This is a genomic window from Microbacterium enclense (assembly GCF_001456955.1).
GTDB classification, from domain to species: domain Bacteria; phylum Actinomycetota; class Actinomycetes; order Actinomycetales; family Microbacteriaceae; genus Microbacterium; species Microbacterium enclense.
Genome location: NZ_KQ758467.1, coordinates 101,207 through 120,012, shown reverse-complemented (window position 1 = coordinate 120,012; position 18,806 = coordinate 101,207). Strand labels below are relative to the sequence as shown.

The following is an 18,806-nucleotide window of genomic DNA, read 5'->3' as shown; positions in this document are numbered from 1 at the left end:
GCTGGGCGACGTTCCTCGACCCCTCACGCGAGAGGACGGTCGTCAGGACAGGGCGTCGACCTCGGACGCCCACTGCTGCCACGAGGTCGCGGCATCCTGGGTTCCGTCTTCGACGCGGGTCAGGGCCTTCTGCATCGCGTCGTTGATCTGGAAGTAGAACTGGCCCTTGAAGGGCGAGACCTTCACGGCCTGCGCGCGCTCGGAGAGCATCTCGCCGACGGGGGCGTCGTTGAAGTACGCGTTGGTGCTGCCGGTGAGGGCCGCGGCGCTCAGCGCGTCGGTCTGGCTCGGGAAGGTGCCGGCGTTCTCGAACGCCTTGACCTGGGTCTCGGGGTCGGTCAGCCAGTCGGCGAGCTCCTGCGCGGCCTCGACGTTGGCGCCGTTGCCGGGGACGGTCAGGTACGACCCGCCCCAGTTGCCCGCGCCGCCGGGGAAGACGTTCGCGATGTCCCAACCGGTGACCTCGGGGGCGTTGCCCTCGATGACGCCGAGCATCCAGCCGGGGCAGAGCATGGTGGCGAAGGCGCCGTTCGAGAGCCCCGCGAACCAGTCGTCCGACCACTGTCCGAGGTGCGCCGACTGCGTGGCGCTGGCCTTCAGCACCTCGTCGTAGATGTCTTTGACCTCGCGGTTCTTCGTGGCGATGATGCTGCCGTCGTCGGGGTTCTCGTAGGCCGCTTCGACCTGATTGATCGCGCCTTGGTAGGTGCCGCCGGCGGAGTCGAAGAACGCCTTGCCGGTCGCGGCGACGTACTGGTCGCCGACCGAGAAGTACGTCGACCAATCGCCCTCGAGCAGCTTGGCGACCTCCGCGCGGTCGGTGGGCAGGCCCGCCGCCGCGAACAGGTCGGAGCGGTAGCAGACACCCTCGGGGCCGATGTCGGTGCCGTAGCCGACGAGCTGACCCTCGGGACTGGTGGCGGCCTCGACCTTGTAGTCGAGCCACCGGCTCTTGAGGTCGTCGGGCACGGGCGCGAGCAGGTCGGCGTACTCCATGACCTCGGGCAGCCAGTCGACCTCGATGGCCTCGATGTCGGCGAGGCCGGTCTTGCCGAGCTTCTGGAAGTAGTTCTCCCGCGCCTCGTTGCTGGTCGCGGCCTTGTTGTGCACGATCTTCACGTTCGGGTGGGCGTCCATGTACTCCTGCAGGAGCGCATCGGTGTACCCGAAGTCGTTGAAGGTGGCGATGGTCAGGGTGACCTCGCCGTCGGAACCGCCCGAGGCGGACCCCCCGGCGCCGGAGCAGCCGGCGAGCATGAGGGCGGAGGTGGAGGCGACGGCGGCGACGAGCGCGGTCCGACGCAGGGCACGAGAATTCACGGTTCACTCCTTTGTGGTGGCTGTGGATCGGCGCGGCGAAGCCCATACGTTGAGCGTGTGTGGGAGCGCTCCCAACCGATCGGGACCGACTGTATGGGATCGCTCCCATGGCGTCAAGGGAGCGCTCCCATACGGTGCGCCCCGGTGCGGCGTGTCGGCGACAAACGCTCCCCGCGGGAGCAAACGCGGGGGCGAGGCGTTTTTCGCTGCGGATCGCGTTTGTCGGGGGTGGGGCCGGCGCGGCGCGCGCGGGCGCGGGCAGCGTGGGGATGCGGCCGTCGCGGGGGTGGGGCAGGCGCGGGGGTGGGGCCGTCGCGGGGGTGGGGCCGTCGCGGGGGTGCGGCCGGCCGGGCGGGGTCTCGGCGATAAACGCTTTCCGCGGGAGCAAACGCGGGGACAAAGCGTTTCCCCCAGTGAATCGCGTTTATCGCGGAATGCGGCCGGCGCCGCCGTCACGGGCTCGGCCGGCACGGGCCCGGCCGGCACGGGCTCGGCCGGCACGAGCTCGACCGTCGGGGCGCGGGGCGCGGGACCGCAGAGCGCAGGAAGCGCCCCTACTGCGACGGTGCGCGAAGGCCCGCTCGCGTAGACTGGGGGCACAACGCCACCCGACTCCCTGGAGCTGCAGTGCCCACCATCGTCGTCGACGTCATGCCCAAGGCCGAGCTTCTCGACCCGCAGGGAAAGGCCGTGGCCGGCGCCCTGTCGCGTCTCGGTGAGCAGCGGTTCTCCGATGTGCGCATCGGCAAGCGCTTCGAGCTCACCGTCGACGGCGAGGTCGACGACGCCACCCTCGCCCGCGCGCGCGAGCTCGCCGACGAGATGCTCTCGAACGCCGTCATCGAAGACGTGGTGAACATCGAGGTCGTGGAGTGACCGCCCGCATCGGCGTCATCACCTTCCCGGGTTCGCTCGACGACCGCGACGCGCAGCGCGCGATCCGTCTCGCGGGCGGCGAGCCCGTCGCCCTCTGGCACGGCGAGCACGACCTCCAGGGCGTCGACGCCCTCGTTCTGCCCGGTGGCTTCAGCTACGGCGACTACCTGCGCGCGGGCGCCATCGCCGCGTTCGCGCCGATCATGGCCGAGGTCAAAGACGCCGCAGCCAAGGGCATGCCCGTGCTCGGTATCTGCAACGGCTTCCAGATGCTCGTCGAGGCGCACCTGCTGCCCGGCGGCCTCATCCGCAACGCGCACCAGCAGTTCATCCGCCGCGACCAGCGCCTGCGCGTCGAGAACGCCTCGACCGCGTGGACGAGCGACTTCACCGCCGGCGACGAGATCGTCATCCCGTTGAAGAACGCCGACGGCGGCTACATTGCGGATGCCGAGACCCTGGCCCGCGTGAACGGCGAGGGCCTGGTGACGTTCCGCTACCTCGGCGTGAACCCCAACGGCTCGCTCGACGACATCGCCGGCCTCACGAACGAGCGCGGCAACGTCGTGGGCCTCATGCCGCACCCCGAGCACGCGGTCGAGCCCGGCTTCGGTCCCGGCACGAGCGCCGCGATGCGCTCGGGCGTCGACGGTCTGGGCTTCTTCACCTCGGCGATCGCCGCCGTGGTGGGCGCCGCGGCCTGACGCGCCTCCTTTCGCGGCCCGCCTGCCGGCGCTGAGATCATGCCCGTGCCGAGATGACCCGCGATGCCGTCGAATCCGGGGTGATCTCGACATCGTCGAGGGATCTCGCGTCCTCGCCGCGGCCCGTGCCGTGACCCGCAGCCCGCGCGGTAGCGTGAGCACGTGACCGACGAGCGCGCCCCTGATCAGGACGCGCTCATCGACCGCATCCTGCACCTTTGGCGAGCGGATGCCGAAACGCTGCCGTCCGAACCGCGTCTGGCCGAGCTGACCGGCGCGAGCCGGAACTCCGTGCGCGAGGCGCTGATCCGCCTCGAGGAGCGCGGGTACGTGCACCGGACGCAGGGCGCGCGCACCTCGCCCAACCGGCGCCTGCCGGGGGTGGGCCGGCGCATCGACGAGCAGTTCGATCACTCCCTGTCGATCCGCGCCGCCGGCTATGAGCCCACCCTCGAGGTCGTCGCGGCCGACCGCTTCGCCCTGGCACCCGACGGTGCTCGATACGACGACCTGCCCGACGGCACCGAGGTGCTGCGCACGCGCAAGATGTGGCGCGTCGACGGCGCCCCGTACGCTCTCGCCGAAGACCTCGTGCCCCTCGCCCGCGACGTCGAGCTCGACCCGCGCCGGCCGGTGTTCGATCTCGCCGAAACCGCCAACGGCATCCGGGTCGCCTGGGAGACCATGTGGATCGACGCGATCCGCCTCGACGCGAAGCGCGCGAAGATCCTGGATGCCGAGACCGGCACCCCCGTGATCGAGATGACCTACTGCGGATACGGCGCTGACGACCGCATCGGGTACTGGTCGCGCGAGGTGCAGCTGCCCGCGCCTGCGGGGCTGCGCAACGCGCTGATCCGCCGCGTCCGCTCCTGAGCCCGCGCCCGCCCACCCGGGTGACTCGCGCCTTGCGCGCGCCCCAAGCCCCGCCCCGCGAGCACAAGGCGCAAGTCACGCCACAACGAGTCGGAGCCAAATCCCCCGCCGCGCGCCCACCCACCCCGGTGACTCGCGCCTTACGCGCGCCTCGCGCCCCGTCGCGCGAGCACAAGGCGCAAGTCACGCCACAACAAGTCGAAGCCAACTCCCCCGCCGCGCGCCCACCCACCCCGGTGACTCGCGCCTTACGCGCGCCTCGCGCCCCGTCGCGCGAGCACAAGGCGCAAGTCACGCCGCGACGAGTCGGGGCGAACCCCGAGGGGAGTGGCAGGAACGCGCCGGGCAGCAGAGAGCCGACGGGGCTCGCGGCAGCGTTTCGCGATCGTAACGCCGGAGTAAACATGTCCAACAAGACGCGGCAAACTTGTTGGACAAGCATACGATCGCTTCACCCGATGAAAGCGAGCCGCCGTGTCCGACACCCTCACCGCCCACGCCCTGACCTCCGACACCGTCACCCCCGTGGGCTTCGAGCCCTACGGTGTCGTGCTGACCCCGATGGAGGACGGCACCCCGTTCACCGCCGAAGAGGCCGTGCTCGACGTGTCGAACGGCATCCCGCGCTTCTACCTCATGCACCTCGAAGACAAGCCGGCCACGTTCGTCCGCGTGACGCGCCACCTCGAGACCACGCAGACGCTGATGGCGGTCGGCGACGTCGAGTGGACGATCGCCGTGGCTGCGCCCGGCATCGACGAGCCCGGGCTCGACGACCTGCGCGCGTTCCGCATCCCGCCGCGCACCGCCATCACGATGCGCAAGGGCACCTGGCACGCGGGGCCCTTCTTCGCCGAGCCGAGCATGGACTTCGTCAACCTCGAGCTCGACGACACCAACGTGACCGACCACCACAACCACCGGCTCGACGACGCTTTCGGCGTGCGCGTCGTCATCGACGGGGAGTGAACGTGCTGTCCGAGCTGCCCGACGCCGCCGCCCGCCTCGCGGCCCTCGAGCGCGAGGCGGCGCACCAGGCCGCGCTCAGCGCCGGCGACGGGCGATCGTGGGTGTCCGCCCGCGACGGTGTGCGGCCCGTCGTCATCGTGGGCGCCGGGCAGGCCGGGCTCGTCTTGGCCCGCGGCCTGCGTCGCCGCGGGATCGACGACGTCGTCGTGCTCGACGCCGCACCCGCGGGCGCCGCCGGCCCCTGGACCACCTACGCCCGGATGCACACGCTGCGCACCCCGAAGGACATCGCGTGGCCCACCTGGGGAACCCCCGCGGTGAGCCCGCGCGCCTGGTTCGAAGCGGTGTACGGCGCGGAGGCGTGGGACGCGATCGAGTACTTCCCCACCACCGCGTGGCAGGGCTTCCTGCAGTGGTACCGCGAGGTGTCCGACATCACCGTCGTCCCCTCCACCCGCGTCACGCGGCTGCTGACCACGACCGACGATGCTCCCCTGGAGCTGCACCTCGACGGCCCCGACGGACAGTGGCTGCTCCCCGCCCGTCACGTCGTGCTGGCCACTGGCATCGAGGGTGCCGGCGGTCGCCACATTCCGGCCCTCCTCGACGGGCTCCCCGCCGACCGCGTGCACCACACGCACGACGACATCGACTTCGCCGCTCTCGCGGGACGGCGCATCGGCATCCTGGGCGCGGGCACCGGCGCGTTCGACAACGCCGCGACCGCGCTCGAACACGGGGCGGCCAGCGTCGACGTGCACATGCGCCGTCCCGCCATGCCACAGATCAGCCCGTACCGGTGGATGGAGTTCGCCGGTCTGATCGAGAACTACGGCTCGTTCACCGATGCGCAGAAGTGGGCGTTCAACGTGCACCTGTCGGCCGTCGATCAGCCCGCCACCCAGAACGCCCTGTGGCGCGCGCACGCGTTCGACGAGTTCCGCTTCCTCACCGCATCACCGTGGCAGCACGTCGAGTGGACCGGAGGCGAGATCGCCGTGACGACGCCGCATGGCATCCATCGCTACGACGTCGTGCTCGCCGCGACGGGGATCGCCGCCGACCTCGTTCGCCGCCCCGAGCTGGCGACGGTGGCTCGGGATGCCGTGCTCTGGAGCGACCGTCTGACCCCGGCCGATGCCGCGCAGAACCCCGGGCTGGCTGCCTTCCCGTACCTCGATGACGACTTCGGGCTCGTCGACCGCCGGGGCGGGGAGGCGATGTCGCGCATCCACATGTTCAACCACGGCGCGCGCATCAGCCAGGGCATGCTGAGTCACCAGATCCCCGGTCTCGTCGGGGGAGCGACGAAGCTCGCCGCCGCGCTGTCGCGTCGACTGTTCCAGCGCGACGCCGACGCCCTGCTGGCGGAGTACCTCGCATACGACGTCCCCGTGGGAGTGCACATCGGGCGGCGGTCCGCGGCCGTCGCCATCGGCTGACGGGCGGGGCCAGCGGCCGCAGGGCGATAGCCCTGGGCTGACGGCCGGGGCGAAGTGCGACCGTCGGTCACCGTGCGCCGCGGCTCGGGCACAACGCAGGAGATCCGCCCGAGGCCGCACCACCGCGGGCCCGTCGCCGCCGGGTGGCACAGAACTCCTGCGTTGTGCACCGCCCTCCCACACCCCCGGACGCCCGGGTAGCGTGAAGCGCGTGACCTCCGAGACCCCCCTCATCGTGTCCGTGCCCACCGCTCAGCTCCGAAGCGACCTGCAGCCCCTCCCCGAGGGCGTCGATGTGGTCGTGTGGGACATGAAGGATGCCGCCCCGCGCGACCGTTTCGACATGGTCGTGCCGCCGTACATGTCGATGGACGGCGTGATCGAGGCGCTGTCGACGGTCGAGGTCGGCCTGGTGCAGAGCCAGTCCATCGGCTACGACAACGTCGAAGGTCGCCTGCCGGACGGCCTCGTCTTCGCGAACGCGTCGAGCGTGCATGAGACCGCCACCGCGGAGCTGGCCGTGGCGCTCGCCCTCGCGGCGCAGCGCCGCCTGCCCGACTTCGTGCGCGCGCAGGACCGCGGCGAGTGGATCGGCGGCGGCGCGACGGGTCTCGCCGACCAGCGGGTCACCCTGCTCGGCTTCGGCGGCGTCGGCCGGGCGATCGCCGCGCGCCTGAAGCCTTTCGAGGTGGAGCTGAGAGCCGTCGCCTCGCACGGCCGCCTGCAGGATGACGTCGAGGTCTTCCCTCTCGGCAAGCTCGACGACGTTCTCGCCGAGACCGACATCCTCATCGCCTCCCTGCCCGGCGGCGACGCGACGCGCCACGTCATCGACGATGCGGCCCTGACGGCACTGCCCGACGGCGCCCTCGTCGTCAACGTCGGCCGCGGCCCGCTCGTCGACACCGATGCGCTCGTGGCGCACGTGCGGCGCGGGCGCATCCGGGCGGCGCTCGACGTGACCGACCCCGAGCCCCTTCCCGCGGACCATCCGCTCTGGAGCCTCGAGGGCGTGCTCATCGCCCCGCACGTCGGAGGGGCGACGGATGCCATGCGCCCCCGCATCGCCCGCTTGCTGCGCCGACAGATCGACCGCCTGCGCGCCGGCGAGGAACCGCTGAACGTCGTGATCGGCGGTTGACTCCCGCTGGATCCGCCTTCTCCCGCCGCCTGTCCGCCTGTCCTCGAGACGCGCCGCATCGCGCGGCTTCTGGACGGCGCGTCTGACACTCGAAAGCGGGACCCGACGCCGGCGGGACGCGACGCCGCCGGGAGGCACGACCCCGGTGCGCTGACGCCCGAGGTCAGCCGCGGAAGCCGGCGGGATTCGACAGCAGGTCGGCGAAGGCGAGCTCGGCCGGGCCGACGAGCATGAGTCGCGAGCGCAGGTGTGCGCGTTCGAGCCGGATGGTGCGCCCCTCGGCGCCCAGTGGATGCACGCGCACCGCATCGGCCAGTCGTTCGCGGCTCACCGAGAGCAGACAGCCGAGGTAGCCCGAGAGCACGACCGTCTCGGGGGCGAAGGCGTTGACGAAGTTCGTCAGCGCCACCGAGAGCAGCTCGACCTGGCGCGTGACCTCCGCCAGCACGCGGGGGCTGCGAGCGACGCCCAGTTCGACGTCGAGTTCGTCCTCGTCGAGCTTGCGTCGCCCCAGCAGCGGCTCGAGGATGTCGAGGCTGACCTCGGCCTCCAGGCAGCCGCGGCGGCCGCAGACGCAGGCCCGCCCGCGCGGATCCACGACCGTGTGCCCGAGCTCGCCCGCGTAGCCCGAGGTGCCGCGCAGGAGAGTGCCGTCGATGATGAGGCCCCCGCCGATGCTATGCATGGCACCGCCGAGGTAGAGCAGATTGCCGACGCCCACCCCGACGCCGAAACGCGACTCGGCGAGGGCGCCGATGCTGGCGTCGTTGCCCGCGGCCACCGGCATCCCGAGTTCATCGCTCAGACGGGCTGAGACCGGGTCGCGTTTCCACCCGAGCGTCGGCGACACGAGGACGGAACCGTTGGCGTTGACCAGTCCCGGCACCGCCAGACCCGCGCCGACCACGCGGTAGTGCCGGTCGATGTCGGCGCGCATCGCCTCGACCGACGAGCTCACGATCTGCACGAAGCGCTTCGGCGAGGGGGCGCCGGCCGTGTCGTGACGCAGTCGCGCGTGCACGACCCCGCCCAGCCCGACGAGGGCCACCGTCACCGCGAGCGGCTCGGCGCGAACGCTGAGAGCGGCCACGTGGTCTTCTGGCTCGATGTCGAGGGTCGGGCGACCGACCTTGCCCGTGCGTTCACCGCCGGGTGCCTCGCGCACGAGGCCGAGCTCGGTGAGCTCCATGACCAGACCCGTCACGGTCGAGCGATTCAGGCCCGTCGTGGCGCCGAGCTGCGCGCGTGAGAGCGCTCCCCTCGAGTGGACGAGCGAAAGGACGGACGAGAGGTTCTGCTGACGGATCAGGTCGTTCGTCGTACGACCGGCCGGCGGGGCGAGCGGCGTTGCCGGCTCGAATACAGCAGGGGTCATGAGGGGCGCACCTCCCCCATCATCCCACTGCGCTCATCGAGCACCGTGTGGGTCCGACGCACGCCGACACGCGAAGGGCCCGCCCGCGGGCGTCGATGAGAGGGAGCGGCGCCCCACGGCCGCTCCCCCTCGGCTCAGACACCTCCGTTGCGGCGCTTGTTGAAGATGTCGAACGCGACGGCGAGCAGCAGCACGATCCCCTTGATGGCCATCTGCCAGGCCGCGTCGACGCTGAGGATCGACAGACCCATGTTGAGCACGCCCATCACGAGGCCGCCGACCACGGCCCCGACCACGGTGCCGATGCCGCCCTGCACGGCCGCGCCGCCGATGAACACCGCCGCGATGGCATCCAGTTCGTAGTTCTGACCTGCCGCGGCGACGGCGCTGCCCGCGCGCGCGGTGCTGACCACGGCGGCGAGCCCGGCGAGAGCACCCATGTTGACGAAGATGAAGAAGTTGACCCATTTCGTCTTCACACCGCTCATCACCGCGGCGAACAGATTGCCGCCCATGGCGTAGATGTGCCGGCCGAACGTCGTGCGGTTGAGCACGAAGGTGTAGGCGAGCACCAGCACCGCCAGGATGATCAGCACGATCGGAGTGCCGTTGTAGGTCGCGAGGGTGAAGGACGCCGCCATGATGACGACCACTGCCGCGATGTTCTTCGCCCAGAACGACCATCCGACCTCGCGCGGCAACTCCAGTCGGCGCAGCGTCGCGCGGGTGCGCACCTGCTGCACGACCAGCGCGGCGCTGGCGACGGCGCCGAGCGCGAGCGTCAGCGCGTCCCAATTGCCGAGATAGCCGAGCACGGGCGGCAGCCACCCGGCTCCGATGGCCGTGAAGCCGTCGGGGAGGCCGCTGATCGTGCCGCCCGTGAGCAGCACGAGCGTGAGGCCGCGGAACAGCAGCATTCCCGCGAGCGTCACGATGAAGGCCGGGATGCCGACGAAGGCGACCCAGAACCCCTGCCACGCACCGACGATCGCGCCGACGACGAGCGACAGCACGACCGCGAGGTACCACGGCACACCCCACTGGTTCATGGCGATCGCCGCGATCGCACCGACCATGGCCACGACCGAGCCCACCGACAGGTCGATGTGGCCGGCGATGATCACCATGACCATGCCGATCGCGAGGATCAGCACGTAGGCGTTCTGCTGGATCAGGTTATTGACGTTCCCGGGGAGCAGCAGGCGTCCGCCGGTGAGCACCTGGAACAGAGCGATGATGATGACCAGCGCGGCGAGGATGCCGAACTGACGGAAGTTGATGCGAGCCAGGATGCCGCGGCGGCGCGGCCCCGGTTGGGTCGGCGCCTCGACCGTCTGGGTGGATGCGGTGGCCATGTCTGTCAGTTCCTTCCGGCGGTCATGTGCCGCATGAGGGTCTCCTGCGTGGCGTCGTCGCGGCTGACCTCGGCCGTGATGCGTCCCTCGGAGATGGTGTAGATGCGGTCGGAGAGGCCGATGACCTCGGGCAACTCCGACGAGATGACGATCACGGCCTTGCCCTGGGCCGCGAGCTCGTTGATGATGCCGTAGATCTCGTACTTCGCCCCGACGTCGATGCCGCGGGTGGGCTCATCGAGGATGAGCACGTCGGGCCCGGTGAACATCCACTTCGACAACACGACCTTCTGCTGGTTCCCGCCGGAGAGGCGACCGGTGATGGCCGCGACGCTGGGCGCCTTGATGTTCATCTTGTAGCGGTACGAGTCGGCCACCTTGTACTCGCGGTGGCGGTCGACGACGCCGAGGCGCGCGAGGCGGGCGAGGGCGGATGCCGAGACGTTGACCTGAATGTCGCCGATGAGGTTGAGACCGTATTTCTTGCGGTCCTCGGTGGCGTAGGCGATGCCGTGCTTGATGGCGGCATCCACCGTCTTCACGTCGATCTGCCGGCCGTTCTTGTAGACCTCCCCTGAGATCCCCGTGCCGTACATGCGGCCGAAGATGCTCATGGCGAGCTCGGTACGACCCGCGCCCATGAGACCGGCGAACCCGACGATCTCCCCCGCACGCACCATGAACGAGGCATCGTCGATGACGACGCGCTCGGTGTCGACGGGATGGTGCACGGTCCAGTTCTCGACGCGGAACAGCTCTTCGCCGATGTCCGGCTCGCGCGGCGGGAAGAGGCTGTTGAGGTCGCGGCCGACCATGGCGCGGATGATGCGCCCCTCGTCCGTGCCCGGATCGGAGCGGTGCATCGTCTCGATCGTGCGGCCGTCGCGGATGATCGTGATGCGATCGGAGATGCGGAGCACCTCCTTCAGCTTGTGACTGATGATGATGCAGGTGATCCCCTGGGTGCGCAGCTGGTCGATCAGGTCGAGCAGGTGCGCGGAATCATCGTCGTTGAGAGCGGCCGTCGGCTCGTCGAGGATGAGGAGCTTGACCTCTTTGGCGAGCGCCTTGGCGATCTCGACGAGCTGCTGCTTGCCGACGCCCAGCTCGAAGATCTTGGTTGCGGGGTTCTCGCGGAGCCCGACCCGCTTGAGCAGCTCGGCCGCGGCGGTGTTGGTGGCGTTCCAGTCGATGACGCCGCGGCGCGACTTCTCGTTGCCGAGGAAGATGTTCTCGGCGATCGAGAGGTACGGGCTCAGCGCCAGCTCCTGGTGGATGATGACGATGCCGGCGGCCTCGCTGTCGTTGATGGAGCGGAATGCCATCGGCTCACCCTCGAGGGTGATGGTCCCCTCGAAGCTGCCGGCCGGGTAGACCCCGCTCAGCACCTTCATCAGCGTGGACTTGCCGGCGCCGTTCTCACCGCAGATCGCGTGGACCTCGCCGCGGTGGACGTCGATCGACACGTCGGCGAGCGCCGGAACGCCGTTGAAGGACTTGGAGATCCCCGACATGCGCAGGATCGGTTCGGTCATGGAGTGTCCCTCCGTCGGGATCGAGCGGCTGGGCGGACCAGAGATCCGCCCAGCCGTGAGGGATCAGAGACCGACGTCGGAGGCCGAGAGGAAGCCGGAGTCGATGAGCTTCGACTGCACGTCATCCTTGACGACGACCTCGGGGGTCAGCAGGTATGAGGGCACGACCTTCTTGCCGTTGTCGTAGGTCTCGGTGTCGTTGACCTCGACCTCCTGGCCGTCCTTGATCTCCTGGATCATCGTGAATACGCGGTCGCCGAGGGCACGGGTGTCCTTCCAGACCGTCATCGACTGCGCGCCGTCGAGGATCGCCTTGACATTGGCCTTGTCGGCATCCTGGCCCGTGATGACCGGGTACTCGGCGCCGGCGGTGTAGCCGGCGGACTTGAGCGACGCCTCGATGCCGATCGCGAGGCTGTCGTTGGGCGAGAGCACCACGTTCACCTTCTTGCCGTCGCCGTAGAACGACGACAGGCGGTTGTCCATTTCGGACTGCGCCTTGTCGGACGCCCAGCCCTGGATGCCGATCGACGCCCACGCGTCGTCGTTCGCGGGCGACTTGCCGCTGGGAACCACGAGCTGGCCCTTCTCGACGTAGGGCTGGAGCACGTCCCACGCGCCGGCGAAGAAGAACTTGGCGTTGTTGTCGTCGGGGCTGCCCGCGAACGGCTCGAGATTGAACGGTCCCGCGCCCGTCTTGAGGCCGAGCTGCTCCTCGATGTACTGCCCCTGCAGGGTGCCGACCTTGTAGTTGTCGAAGGTGGCGTAGTAGTCGACGTTCTCGCTGCCGTTGATGAGACGGTCGTAGGCGATGACGGTGGCGTTCTGCGACTTCGCCTCTTCCAGCACGGGGCCGAGGGTGGAGCCGTCGATCGCGGCGATGACGAGGATCTTCGCTCCGCCCGAGATCTGGTTCTGGATCTGGCTGATCTGCTGGTCGGTCTTGTTGTCGGCGTACTGCAGGTCGACGGTGCAGCCGGCGTCGGTGAGCTTCTGCTGCAACTGCTCGCCGTCGTTGATCCAGCGCTCGAGGCTGCGGGTCGGCATCGCGATGCCGACGTTGCATTCGCCGGTGGCGCCGCCGGCGGCATCGCTGCCGCCGTCCGCCGGGCGGGTGGAGCTGCACGCTCCGAGCCCCACGGCGAGCGCCGCGATGGCCGCACCGGTCATGATCTTCTTCAGCATGTGACTGCGTTCCTCTCTGAACGGCAGGGACCCCGTGGTCGTACCCGCGCCCTCCCCGGCGTCGGATCGGATACGTCGTCGTTCCCGGCTCTGCGATCCGTCGGATTATGACGGCTCCGAAAAAATATCCCTCCGGGTGGGGTTTGTCCATAGGTGCAACAAAATAGGTTCGGGGCGTGATCGAGTCGTGATGGATGCCACGTGCTCTCGCCATCAGGACCGTGAGACTGACGAGATAGCCAGCTTTTCGACTCGCCGCATACGACGCTGCCGCGTCGAGAGGCGCGCGCCCTCAGCGCTCGTCGCGGTCGACCCCCGACCACAGATCGCCGCACTCGACGGCATCCGCCCCCGCCGCCACGAGATACGGACGAGCACCGACATCGCCGCGCACCGACGCGGCCACGGCGCTCCAGTGATCCCGGCCGATGAGGACCGGATGTCCGGGGGCGTCGTCGTAGGTGGCGTACGCGAGCGACCCGCGTGCTGCGCGACGAGCGAGTCGCGCCACGGCGGAGGACGTGGCATCCGGGGTGTCGACGGGAAGGACCACGACCGCCGGAGCGGACCCGCATGCCGCCGCCTCGATGCCCGCGCGCACCGAGGCCGCCACGCCCGTCTGCCAGTCGGGGACGCGCACCACCGTCACACCCCCGGGGAGGAGGGGTACCGCCTCGTCGGCCGATGCGCCGAGCGTCACGAGAACCTCGCTGCACCCGCCCTCGCGCAGCGCGCGGGCGGCGAGGGCCACCCACGGCGTCCCCGCGGCGGTGCGAGCGAGCGCCTTCGGGCCGCCGAACCGGCGCCCGGCGCCCGCGGCGAGCACCAGCCCGCAGGGGGCGTCGGAGGGGATGGCCGGCATGGTGACGACAGCGTAGCGCGCGCGAAACATGCCCCGATTACGGTCGAGTGCATGCTCGATCTGGCCGCCGACCTGGTGCCGCTGCTCGCGGCGGGTGAGCCCGTCGCGGCGGTGACGGTGACCCGCGTGGTCCGCAGCGCCCCACGGGGGGTCGGAGCCACCCTCGCCGTCACCCGTGGGGCCCGGGTGATCGGCTCCATCTCGGGCGGCTGCGTCGAGAACGACGCCGTCATGCTGGGCCTCGACGCTCTACGCACCGGCTCGGTGCGGCGCGCACGGTTCGGCTTCACCGACGACGGCACCGTGACCCCCATCGCTGCGGGGCTGGCCTGTGGAGGGGCCGTCGATGTCGTGGCCTATCCCCTCGACCCGGCGCGTGTGATGCCGGCGCTCGTCGACGCCCGCGCGGGCCGGGAAGCGGCGGTGCACCTGCCCCTCGACGGCGGCGATCTGCACCTGCACCGCCCGGCGGCACCCCGCCTCGTCATCCTGGGCGCCGGCGAGCACGCCGCCGCACTCTGCCGGCTCGGAGCCGCGGCCGGCTTCGCCGTCACCGTCTGCGACGACTGGGCCCTGCTGGTCACCCCCGAACGCTTCCCCGACGCGTCCGAGCTCGTCGTCGCCGCCCCGCACGACTACCTCGCGCAGCTTCCCGCCCCCGACGTCCGCACCGCGGTGTGCGTGCTGACCCACGACGAACGTCTCGACGTGCCGGCCCTGCGCGCCGCGCTGCGGATGCCCGTCGGCTTCGTCGGCGCCATGGGCGCGCGGGCGACCGTCGCGCGCCGCGCGCAGCTGCTGCGAGCAGCAGGGGTGACGGATGCCGAGCTCTCGCGACTGCACTCCCCACTCGGCCTCGACCTGGGCGGCTCGAGCCCCGAAGAGACCGCCCTGTCGGTGATCGCCGAGATCGTGGCATCCCGGAACGCCGCCGACGCCCGGCCCCTGCGCGAGTCGCGGCGGCCCGGCCTGCATCGCGTCGCGGACTCCTGCGCGGTGAGGACCGCGTGAGCGTTCTCGTGGTGCGCGGCGCGGTGGCCGTGGTCGACGGCGGCGGACGCGTGCGCACCGGCGACGTCGTGAGCGTCGACGGGGTCATCGTCGAGACCGCCGATCTCACCGACGCCATCGAGATGGATGCCACCGGGTGCGTCGTCACCGCCGGTCTCGTCAACGCCCACCACCATCTGCTGCAGACGGCGTTCCGGACGCTCCCGGGCACCCGTGGCATCCCGATGCGCGAGTGGCTGCCCGCGATGGCCGCGGCCTACACGAAGGCGGGCGTCGACCCCGAACTGACCGGTCTCGCCGCACGCGCGGGCCTCGCAGAAGCCCTCCTCTGCGGAGTGACCACCGTCGCCGATCACCACCTCACGTGGCCGTGCGGCGCCGACACGGTAGGGATGGCACGGGCCGCGGCCGACGCCGCCGCTGCGCTCGGAGCGCGCCTGGTGTTCGTGCGGGGCGCCGCGCGCGATGACCCGCAGGAGGCCGCCGCCTCGGCCGACGCCATCGTGCGAGCCCTGCTCCCGGGAATCCACGGCGGCGTCTCGAGCGACGGCATGCTGCAGGTCGCCGTCGGGCCGGCGGGCGTGCACAGCGATTCGCGTGAGACGTTCGACCTGCTGGGGGAGGTCGCGCGCGAGCACGGCTTGCGCCGGCGGACGCAGGCGAACGAGGTCGTCGACGTCGAGATCGCGCTCGAGCGCTACGGCGCACGGCCCCTCGACCTGCTCGAGGAGTGGGGCTGGCTCGGTCCCGACGTCACCCTCGCCCACCTCTGCGACGTCACCGATGACGAGATCGCCCGCCTCGCCGCGTCGGGGGTCTCCGCCACTCACGCGCCCGGCTGCGACGTGCCGATGGGGTGGGGCATCGCCCCGGTGCGTCGGCTGCGCGACGCCGGGCTCGCCGTGGGCCTCGGAACCAGCGGCGGCGGCAGCAACGACGCGGGGCACCTGCTCGCCGACGCGCGCCTTGCGATGCAGGTCTCGGCGCTCGTGGGGCCGCAGCTGCCGGCATCCGAGGTGCTCGACATGGCCACCGCCGGCTCCGCCGACGGACTGGGCCGCCCCGAGCTCGGGCGGCTCACTCCCGGTTCGGCCGCCGACCTGTGCCTGTGGGACGTCTCGGGCGTCGCCGACGCCGGCGTCGCCGATCCGGTCGCAGGACTGCTCTGGGCCTCTCCCGGCCGCCGGCCGCGCACCGTCATCGTCGGCGGACGCGTCGTCGTCGACGAGGGCCGACTGACCACCGCCGACGAGGATGAGATCGTCGCCCAGCTGTACGAGAGAGTGCGACGATGACCACCATGGCCCCCGCGATCGATGTCGACGACGCCCCCACCGGTGACGAACTGCTCGGTGCCCACCTGCGCGGCCTGCGGAAGGCGCGCGGGCTGACACTGACCCAGCTCGCCGAGGCGGCGACGCTCTCGCATCCCTTCCTGAGCCAGCTCGAGCGGGGTCTCGCCCGCCCCAGCATGGCGAGCCTGGAACGCCTCGCGCGCGCGCTCGGCACGAGCCGGGTCGAGCTCATCGCGGCCTCCGAGCCGCCGCGCACCGACCAGGACACGCGTCCCTCCTTCGTCGGGGCCGACGAGGGCGTGATCGGCCCCTACGCCGAAGGCACGGCGCGGCTGCTCGCCACCGGGCCGCGCCGGTTCGAGCCGCTCGAATTCACCGGATCGAACGCCGTACCGGGCGACCACTACGTTCATGAGGAGGACGAGTTCCTCACCGTGCTCGAGGGCTCGATCGTCATCTCGTTCGGTGTCTACGGCGAGCGCACCCTGCGGGTCGGCGACTCCATCTACTGTCGTTCGGGCACACCGCACCGATGGCACTCCCCCGACGGCACGACGTACCGCCTGCTGATCGTGAAGGATCTCGTGCACGGCGGCGGCGACGACCGGGCGGAGGTCGACGCGTGAGCGGGGGCGTGACGTTCGACGTCGTCGTGCGCGCGCGGCGCGATGCCGCCGACGGCATCGTGCTGCTCGACCTCGAGCGGGTCACCGGCACCCTGCCGCACTGGTCGCCCGGCGCGCACATCGACGTCGTGCTCCCCGGCGGCCTCGAACGGCAGTATTCGCTGTGCGGCTCGGTCGCCGAGCGCGGCACCTGGCGCATCGGCGTGCTGCGTGAGCGCGAGGGCTCGGTCTGGCTGCATGAGAACGCCCACGAAGGGGCGCCGCTGCGCGTGCGCGGGCCCGCGAACCACTTCCTCTTCGCGCCCACGGCCGGCCGCACGTACGTCTTCGTCGCGGGCGGCATCGGGATCACCCCGATCCTGCCGATGATCGAGGCGGCCGAAGCCGCGGGGGCGTCCTGGACGCTGCTGTACGCCGGACGCTCGCGGGCCACGATGGCATTCGTCGACGAGCTCGCCGAGCGTTATGGCGAGCGCGTGGAGGTCTACGCCGCCGACGAGGGGCGCCGCCTGGATCTCGGAGAGCGCTTCGGCAGCCCGGTCGCCCGGACCGTCGTCTACGCGTGCGGGCCCGCTCGTCTGCTCGAAGGGCTCGAGGATGCCATGGCCGCCTGGCCCGGGGGGAGCCTGCACCTCGAGCGGTTCGAGGCCAAGGTGCTGGGCCCGCCGGTGTGGACGGAGCCGTTCGAGGTCGATCTCATGCTGTCGGGGGTGACCGTGACGGTGCCGCCCGAGCGATCGGTGCTCGACGTGGTCGAGGAGGCCGGCGCCATCGTGCCCTCGAGCTGCCGCGTCGGCACCTGCGGCACGTGCGAGGTCGCCGTCGTCGACGGCGACGTCGAGCATCGCGACTCGGTGCTGTCACCGGAGGAGCAGGCGGCGAACCGCACGATGATGGTGTGCGTCTCCCGGGCGGCCTGCGAGCGGATCACTCTGGAGCTGTAGACCCCGTCCGTCCGGCGGATGCCGCGAGCGGCGGTGCCAGGATCGCGGCGACGACGAGTGGGGCGGCGAGGAGCAGCCACGCGGCGGCAGGGGCGGCGCTCCAGCCGAGCAGAGCACCGACGGCGATGTTGCCGAGGAGCACGGCGATGCCGCCGCAGGTCGACAGCAGACCGAAGAACGAGCCGGTGGGAAGAGCTCCCGCGAATCGCGGGGCGAGGCCCTGGGCGGTGGGGTTCGTCGTGAGGTGCCCGAGGATCACGAGCCCGGCGGCGACGAACACCGCGACGATCTGCGCGGCGGCGTCGAGCGGGAGCACCGTGGATGCGGCGACCACGGCGAAGCCGGCGGCCGAGACCACGTATCCGCTCCGCAGCGCACGCGCGGCGCCCCGTCGGAGGCACCACCGCGACACCGGCAGCTGCAGCACCAGCGTCAGGGCCGACGCCCACGCGAACATCAGCGCCACCAGACCCGCGCCCCCGTCGGCGCGAGCGAGCTGCAGCGGCAGCGCCAGATAGAGCTGGTTGAAGGCGAGCAGGTCGGCGGCGTGCAGGGCCGAGAAGCCGACGAAACGGCGATCGCGCAGCGACCACCACCGGCCGTGGATGCCGCGCGCCGGTCCGGAGGCCGCTCGCCCAGGGAGCGCGACGGCGAGGAGCACGCCGATGAGCACGAAGAACGCGGCGCCCGCGAACGCGACCACGACGAACCCCCACCCGAGCAGCGCCGCCCCGGCCAGGGGGCCCATGACCGCCCCGAGCTCTCCCGCCACGCTCAGCCACGCGAACAGCGAGGCGCGGGTGCCGGATCGAGCGGGGGCGCGGCGCTGCTCGGCATCCGCGACGAGGACGTTGATCCCCGGCGAGAACAGGGCGCCGCCCAGCCCCGTCAGCACCGTTCCGGCGACGAACGCCGCGAGCTGCGGCGTCGGCGCGAGCAGCGACATCGCCAGGGTTGCGAAGCCGAGCACGCGCACCGCGCAGCCGGTGAGGATCGTGCGCCGCGCGCCGAAACGATCGACGAGCACCCCGCCCACGAGGAACATGCCCTGCTGCGCGAACGTGCGCACTCCGAGCACCAGACCGACCGCGGCCGCGGCGAGTGCGAAGTCGTCGCTCAGCACCAGCGCGAGAAAAGGGACGACGGCGAAGAAGCCGACGTTGAACAGCAACTGCGTGGCGAGCAGCACCGGAGTGGGTGTGCCGGGGCCGCGCGCGATGTCAGCCGGGCGCGAGACGGACAGGGGGTCTCCGGAACGACGGGGGCGGGCGGGGCGGACGGCGAGAAGCC

General features: G+C 71.2%; 17 protein-coding genes. 10 read left to right on the top strand and 7 right to left on the bottom strand.

Annotated features, from left to right (window positions below; translation table 11 throughout):
• Window positions 1–42 precede the first annotated feature (42 nt).
• Window positions 43–1,320: an ABC transporter substrate-binding protein gene (locus tag AS029_RS00530; RefSeq protein ID WP_058230671.1), complete on the bottom strand. Its 1,278-nt coding sequence runs from the start codon at window positions 1,318–1,320 to the stop codon at window positions 43–45.
• 627 nt (window positions 1,321–1,947) lie between these two features.
• Between AS029_RS00530 and purS the strand changes: the two genes are divergently transcribed.
• The 6 genes from purS to AS029_RS00500 all read left to right on the top strand — a co-directional run bounded on the left by purS (window position 1,948) and on the right by AS029_RS00500 (window position 7,328).
• Entirely contained in the window at window positions 1,948–2,196 is a 249-nt protein-coding gene (gene purS, locus AS029_RS00525; RefSeq protein ID WP_058230670.1) for a phosphoribosylformylglycinamidine synthase subunit PurS, read from the top strand.
• Window positions 2,193–2,900: a phosphoribosylformylglycinamidine synthase subunit PurQ gene (purQ, locus tag AS029_RS00520; RefSeq protein WP_058230669.1), complete on the top strand. Its 708-nt coding sequence runs from the start codon at window positions 2,193–2,195 to the stop codon at window positions 2,898–2,900. The genes purS and purQ overlap by 4 nt, the downstream gene beginning before the upstream one ends.
• A gap of 162 nt (window positions 2,901–3,062) precedes the next feature.
• The gene (locus AS029_RS00515; RefSeq protein WP_058230668.1) at window positions 3,063–3,776 is read left to right on the top strand and encodes a GntR family transcriptional regulator; all 714 of its coding nucleotides are present in this window, start codon (window positions 3,063–3,065) and stop codon (window positions 3,774–3,776) included.
• 474 nt (window positions 3,777–4,250) lie between these two features.
• Window positions 4,251–4,745: an ureidoglycolate lyase gene (locus AS029_RS00510; RefSeq protein WP_058230667.1), complete on the top strand. Its 495-nt coding sequence runs from the start codon at window positions 4,251–4,253 to the stop codon at window positions 4,743–4,745.
• Window positions 4,746–4,747: 2 nt separating this feature from the next.
• Complete coding sequence (locus AS029_RS00505; protein WP_194293687.1) at window positions 4,748–6,187, top strand: FAD-dependent oxidoreductase; 1,440 nt, start codon at window positions 4,748–4,750, stop codon at window positions 6,185–6,187.
• A 211-nt stretch (window positions 6,188–6,398) separates the two neighbouring features.
• Window positions 6,399–7,328: an NAD(P)-dependent oxidoreductase gene (locus tag AS029_RS00500; protein ID WP_058230665.1), complete on the top strand. Its 930-nt coding sequence runs from the start codon at window positions 6,399–6,401 to the stop codon at window positions 7,326–7,328.
• A 163-nt stretch (window positions 7,329–7,491) separates the two neighbouring features.
• Here AS029_RS00500 and AS029_RS00495 read toward each other — a convergent pair whose 3' ends face one another.
• From AS029_RS00495 to AS029_RS00475, 5 genes are all read right to left on the bottom strand, one after another.
• The gene (locus tag AS029_RS00495; protein ID WP_058230664.1) at window positions 7,492–8,703 is read right to left on the bottom strand and encodes an ROK family protein; all 1,212 of its coding nucleotides are present in this window, start codon (window positions 8,701–8,703) and stop codon (window positions 7,492–7,494) included.
• 134 nt (window positions 8,704–8,837) lie between these two features.
• Complete coding sequence (mmsB, locus tag AS029_RS00490) at window positions 8,838–10,058, bottom strand: multiple monosaccharide ABC transporter permease (RefSeq protein WP_058230663.1); 1,221 nt, start codon at window positions 10,056–10,058, stop codon at window positions 8,838–8,840.
• A gap of 5 nt (window positions 10,059–10,063) precedes the next feature.
• Window positions 10,064–11,593, bottom strand: coding sequence for a multiple monosaccharide ABC transporter ATP-binding protein (gene mmsA / locus AS029_RS00485; RefSeq protein WP_058230662.1), 1,530 nt, complete (start codon window positions 11,591–11,593; stop codon window positions 10,064–10,066).
• A gap of 63 nt (window positions 11,594–11,656) precedes the next feature.
• Window positions 11,657–12,778, bottom strand: coding sequence for a multiple monosaccharide ABC transporter substrate-binding protein (gene chvE, locus AS029_RS00480; protein WP_058230661.1), 1,122 nt, complete (start codon window positions 12,776–12,778; stop codon window positions 11,657–11,659).
• A gap of 292 nt (window positions 12,779–13,070) precedes the next feature.
• Entirely contained in the window at window positions 13,071–13,640 is a 570-nt protein-coding gene (locus AS029_RS00475; RefSeq protein ID WP_058231158.1) for a nucleotidyltransferase family protein, read from the bottom strand.
• A 51-nt stretch (window positions 13,641–13,691) separates the two neighbouring features.
• Here AS029_RS00475 and AS029_RS00470 point away from each other — a divergent pair, with 51 nt between their 5' ends.
• From AS029_RS00470 to AS029_RS00455, 4 genes are read left to right on the top strand one after another with little or no spacing between them, the layout of a single operon-like run.
• Window positions 13,692–14,651 (top strand): XdhC family protein, encoded by a 960-nt coding sequence (locus tag AS029_RS00470; protein ID WP_058230660.1) that lies wholly within the window; start codon window positions 13,692–13,694, stop codon window positions 14,649–14,651.
• Entirely contained in the window at window positions 14,648–15,946 is a 1,299-nt protein-coding gene (locus AS029_RS00465) for an amidohydrolase family protein (RefSeq protein ID WP_058230659.1), read from the top strand. The genes AS029_RS00470 and AS029_RS00465 overlap by 4 nt, the downstream gene beginning before the upstream one ends.
• On the top strand, window positions 15,943–16,572 hold the full coding sequence (locus AS029_RS00460; RefSeq protein ID WP_058230658.1) for a helix-turn-helix domain-containing protein: 630 nt from the start codon (window positions 15,943–15,945) through the stop codon (window positions 16,570–16,572). Before AS029_RS00465 ends, AS029_RS00460 begins: the two co-directional genes overlap by 4 nt.
• Window positions 16,569–17,516 (top strand): PDR/VanB family oxidoreductase, encoded by a 948-nt coding sequence (locus tag AS029_RS00455; protein ID WP_058230657.1) that lies wholly within the window; start codon window positions 16,569–16,571, stop codon window positions 17,514–17,516. The genes AS029_RS00460 and AS029_RS00455 overlap by 4 nt, the downstream gene beginning before the upstream one ends.
• Here the strand turns inward: AS029_RS00455 and AS029_RS00450 are convergent.
• Complete coding sequence (locus AS029_RS00450) at window positions 17,500–18,705, bottom strand: MFS transporter (RefSeq protein WP_058230656.1); 1,206 nt, start codon at window positions 18,703–18,705, stop codon at window positions 17,500–17,502. The two genes, AS029_RS00455 and AS029_RS00450, sit on opposite strands and share 17 nt — an antisense overlap.
• Window positions 18,706–18,806 lie beyond the last annotated feature (101 nt).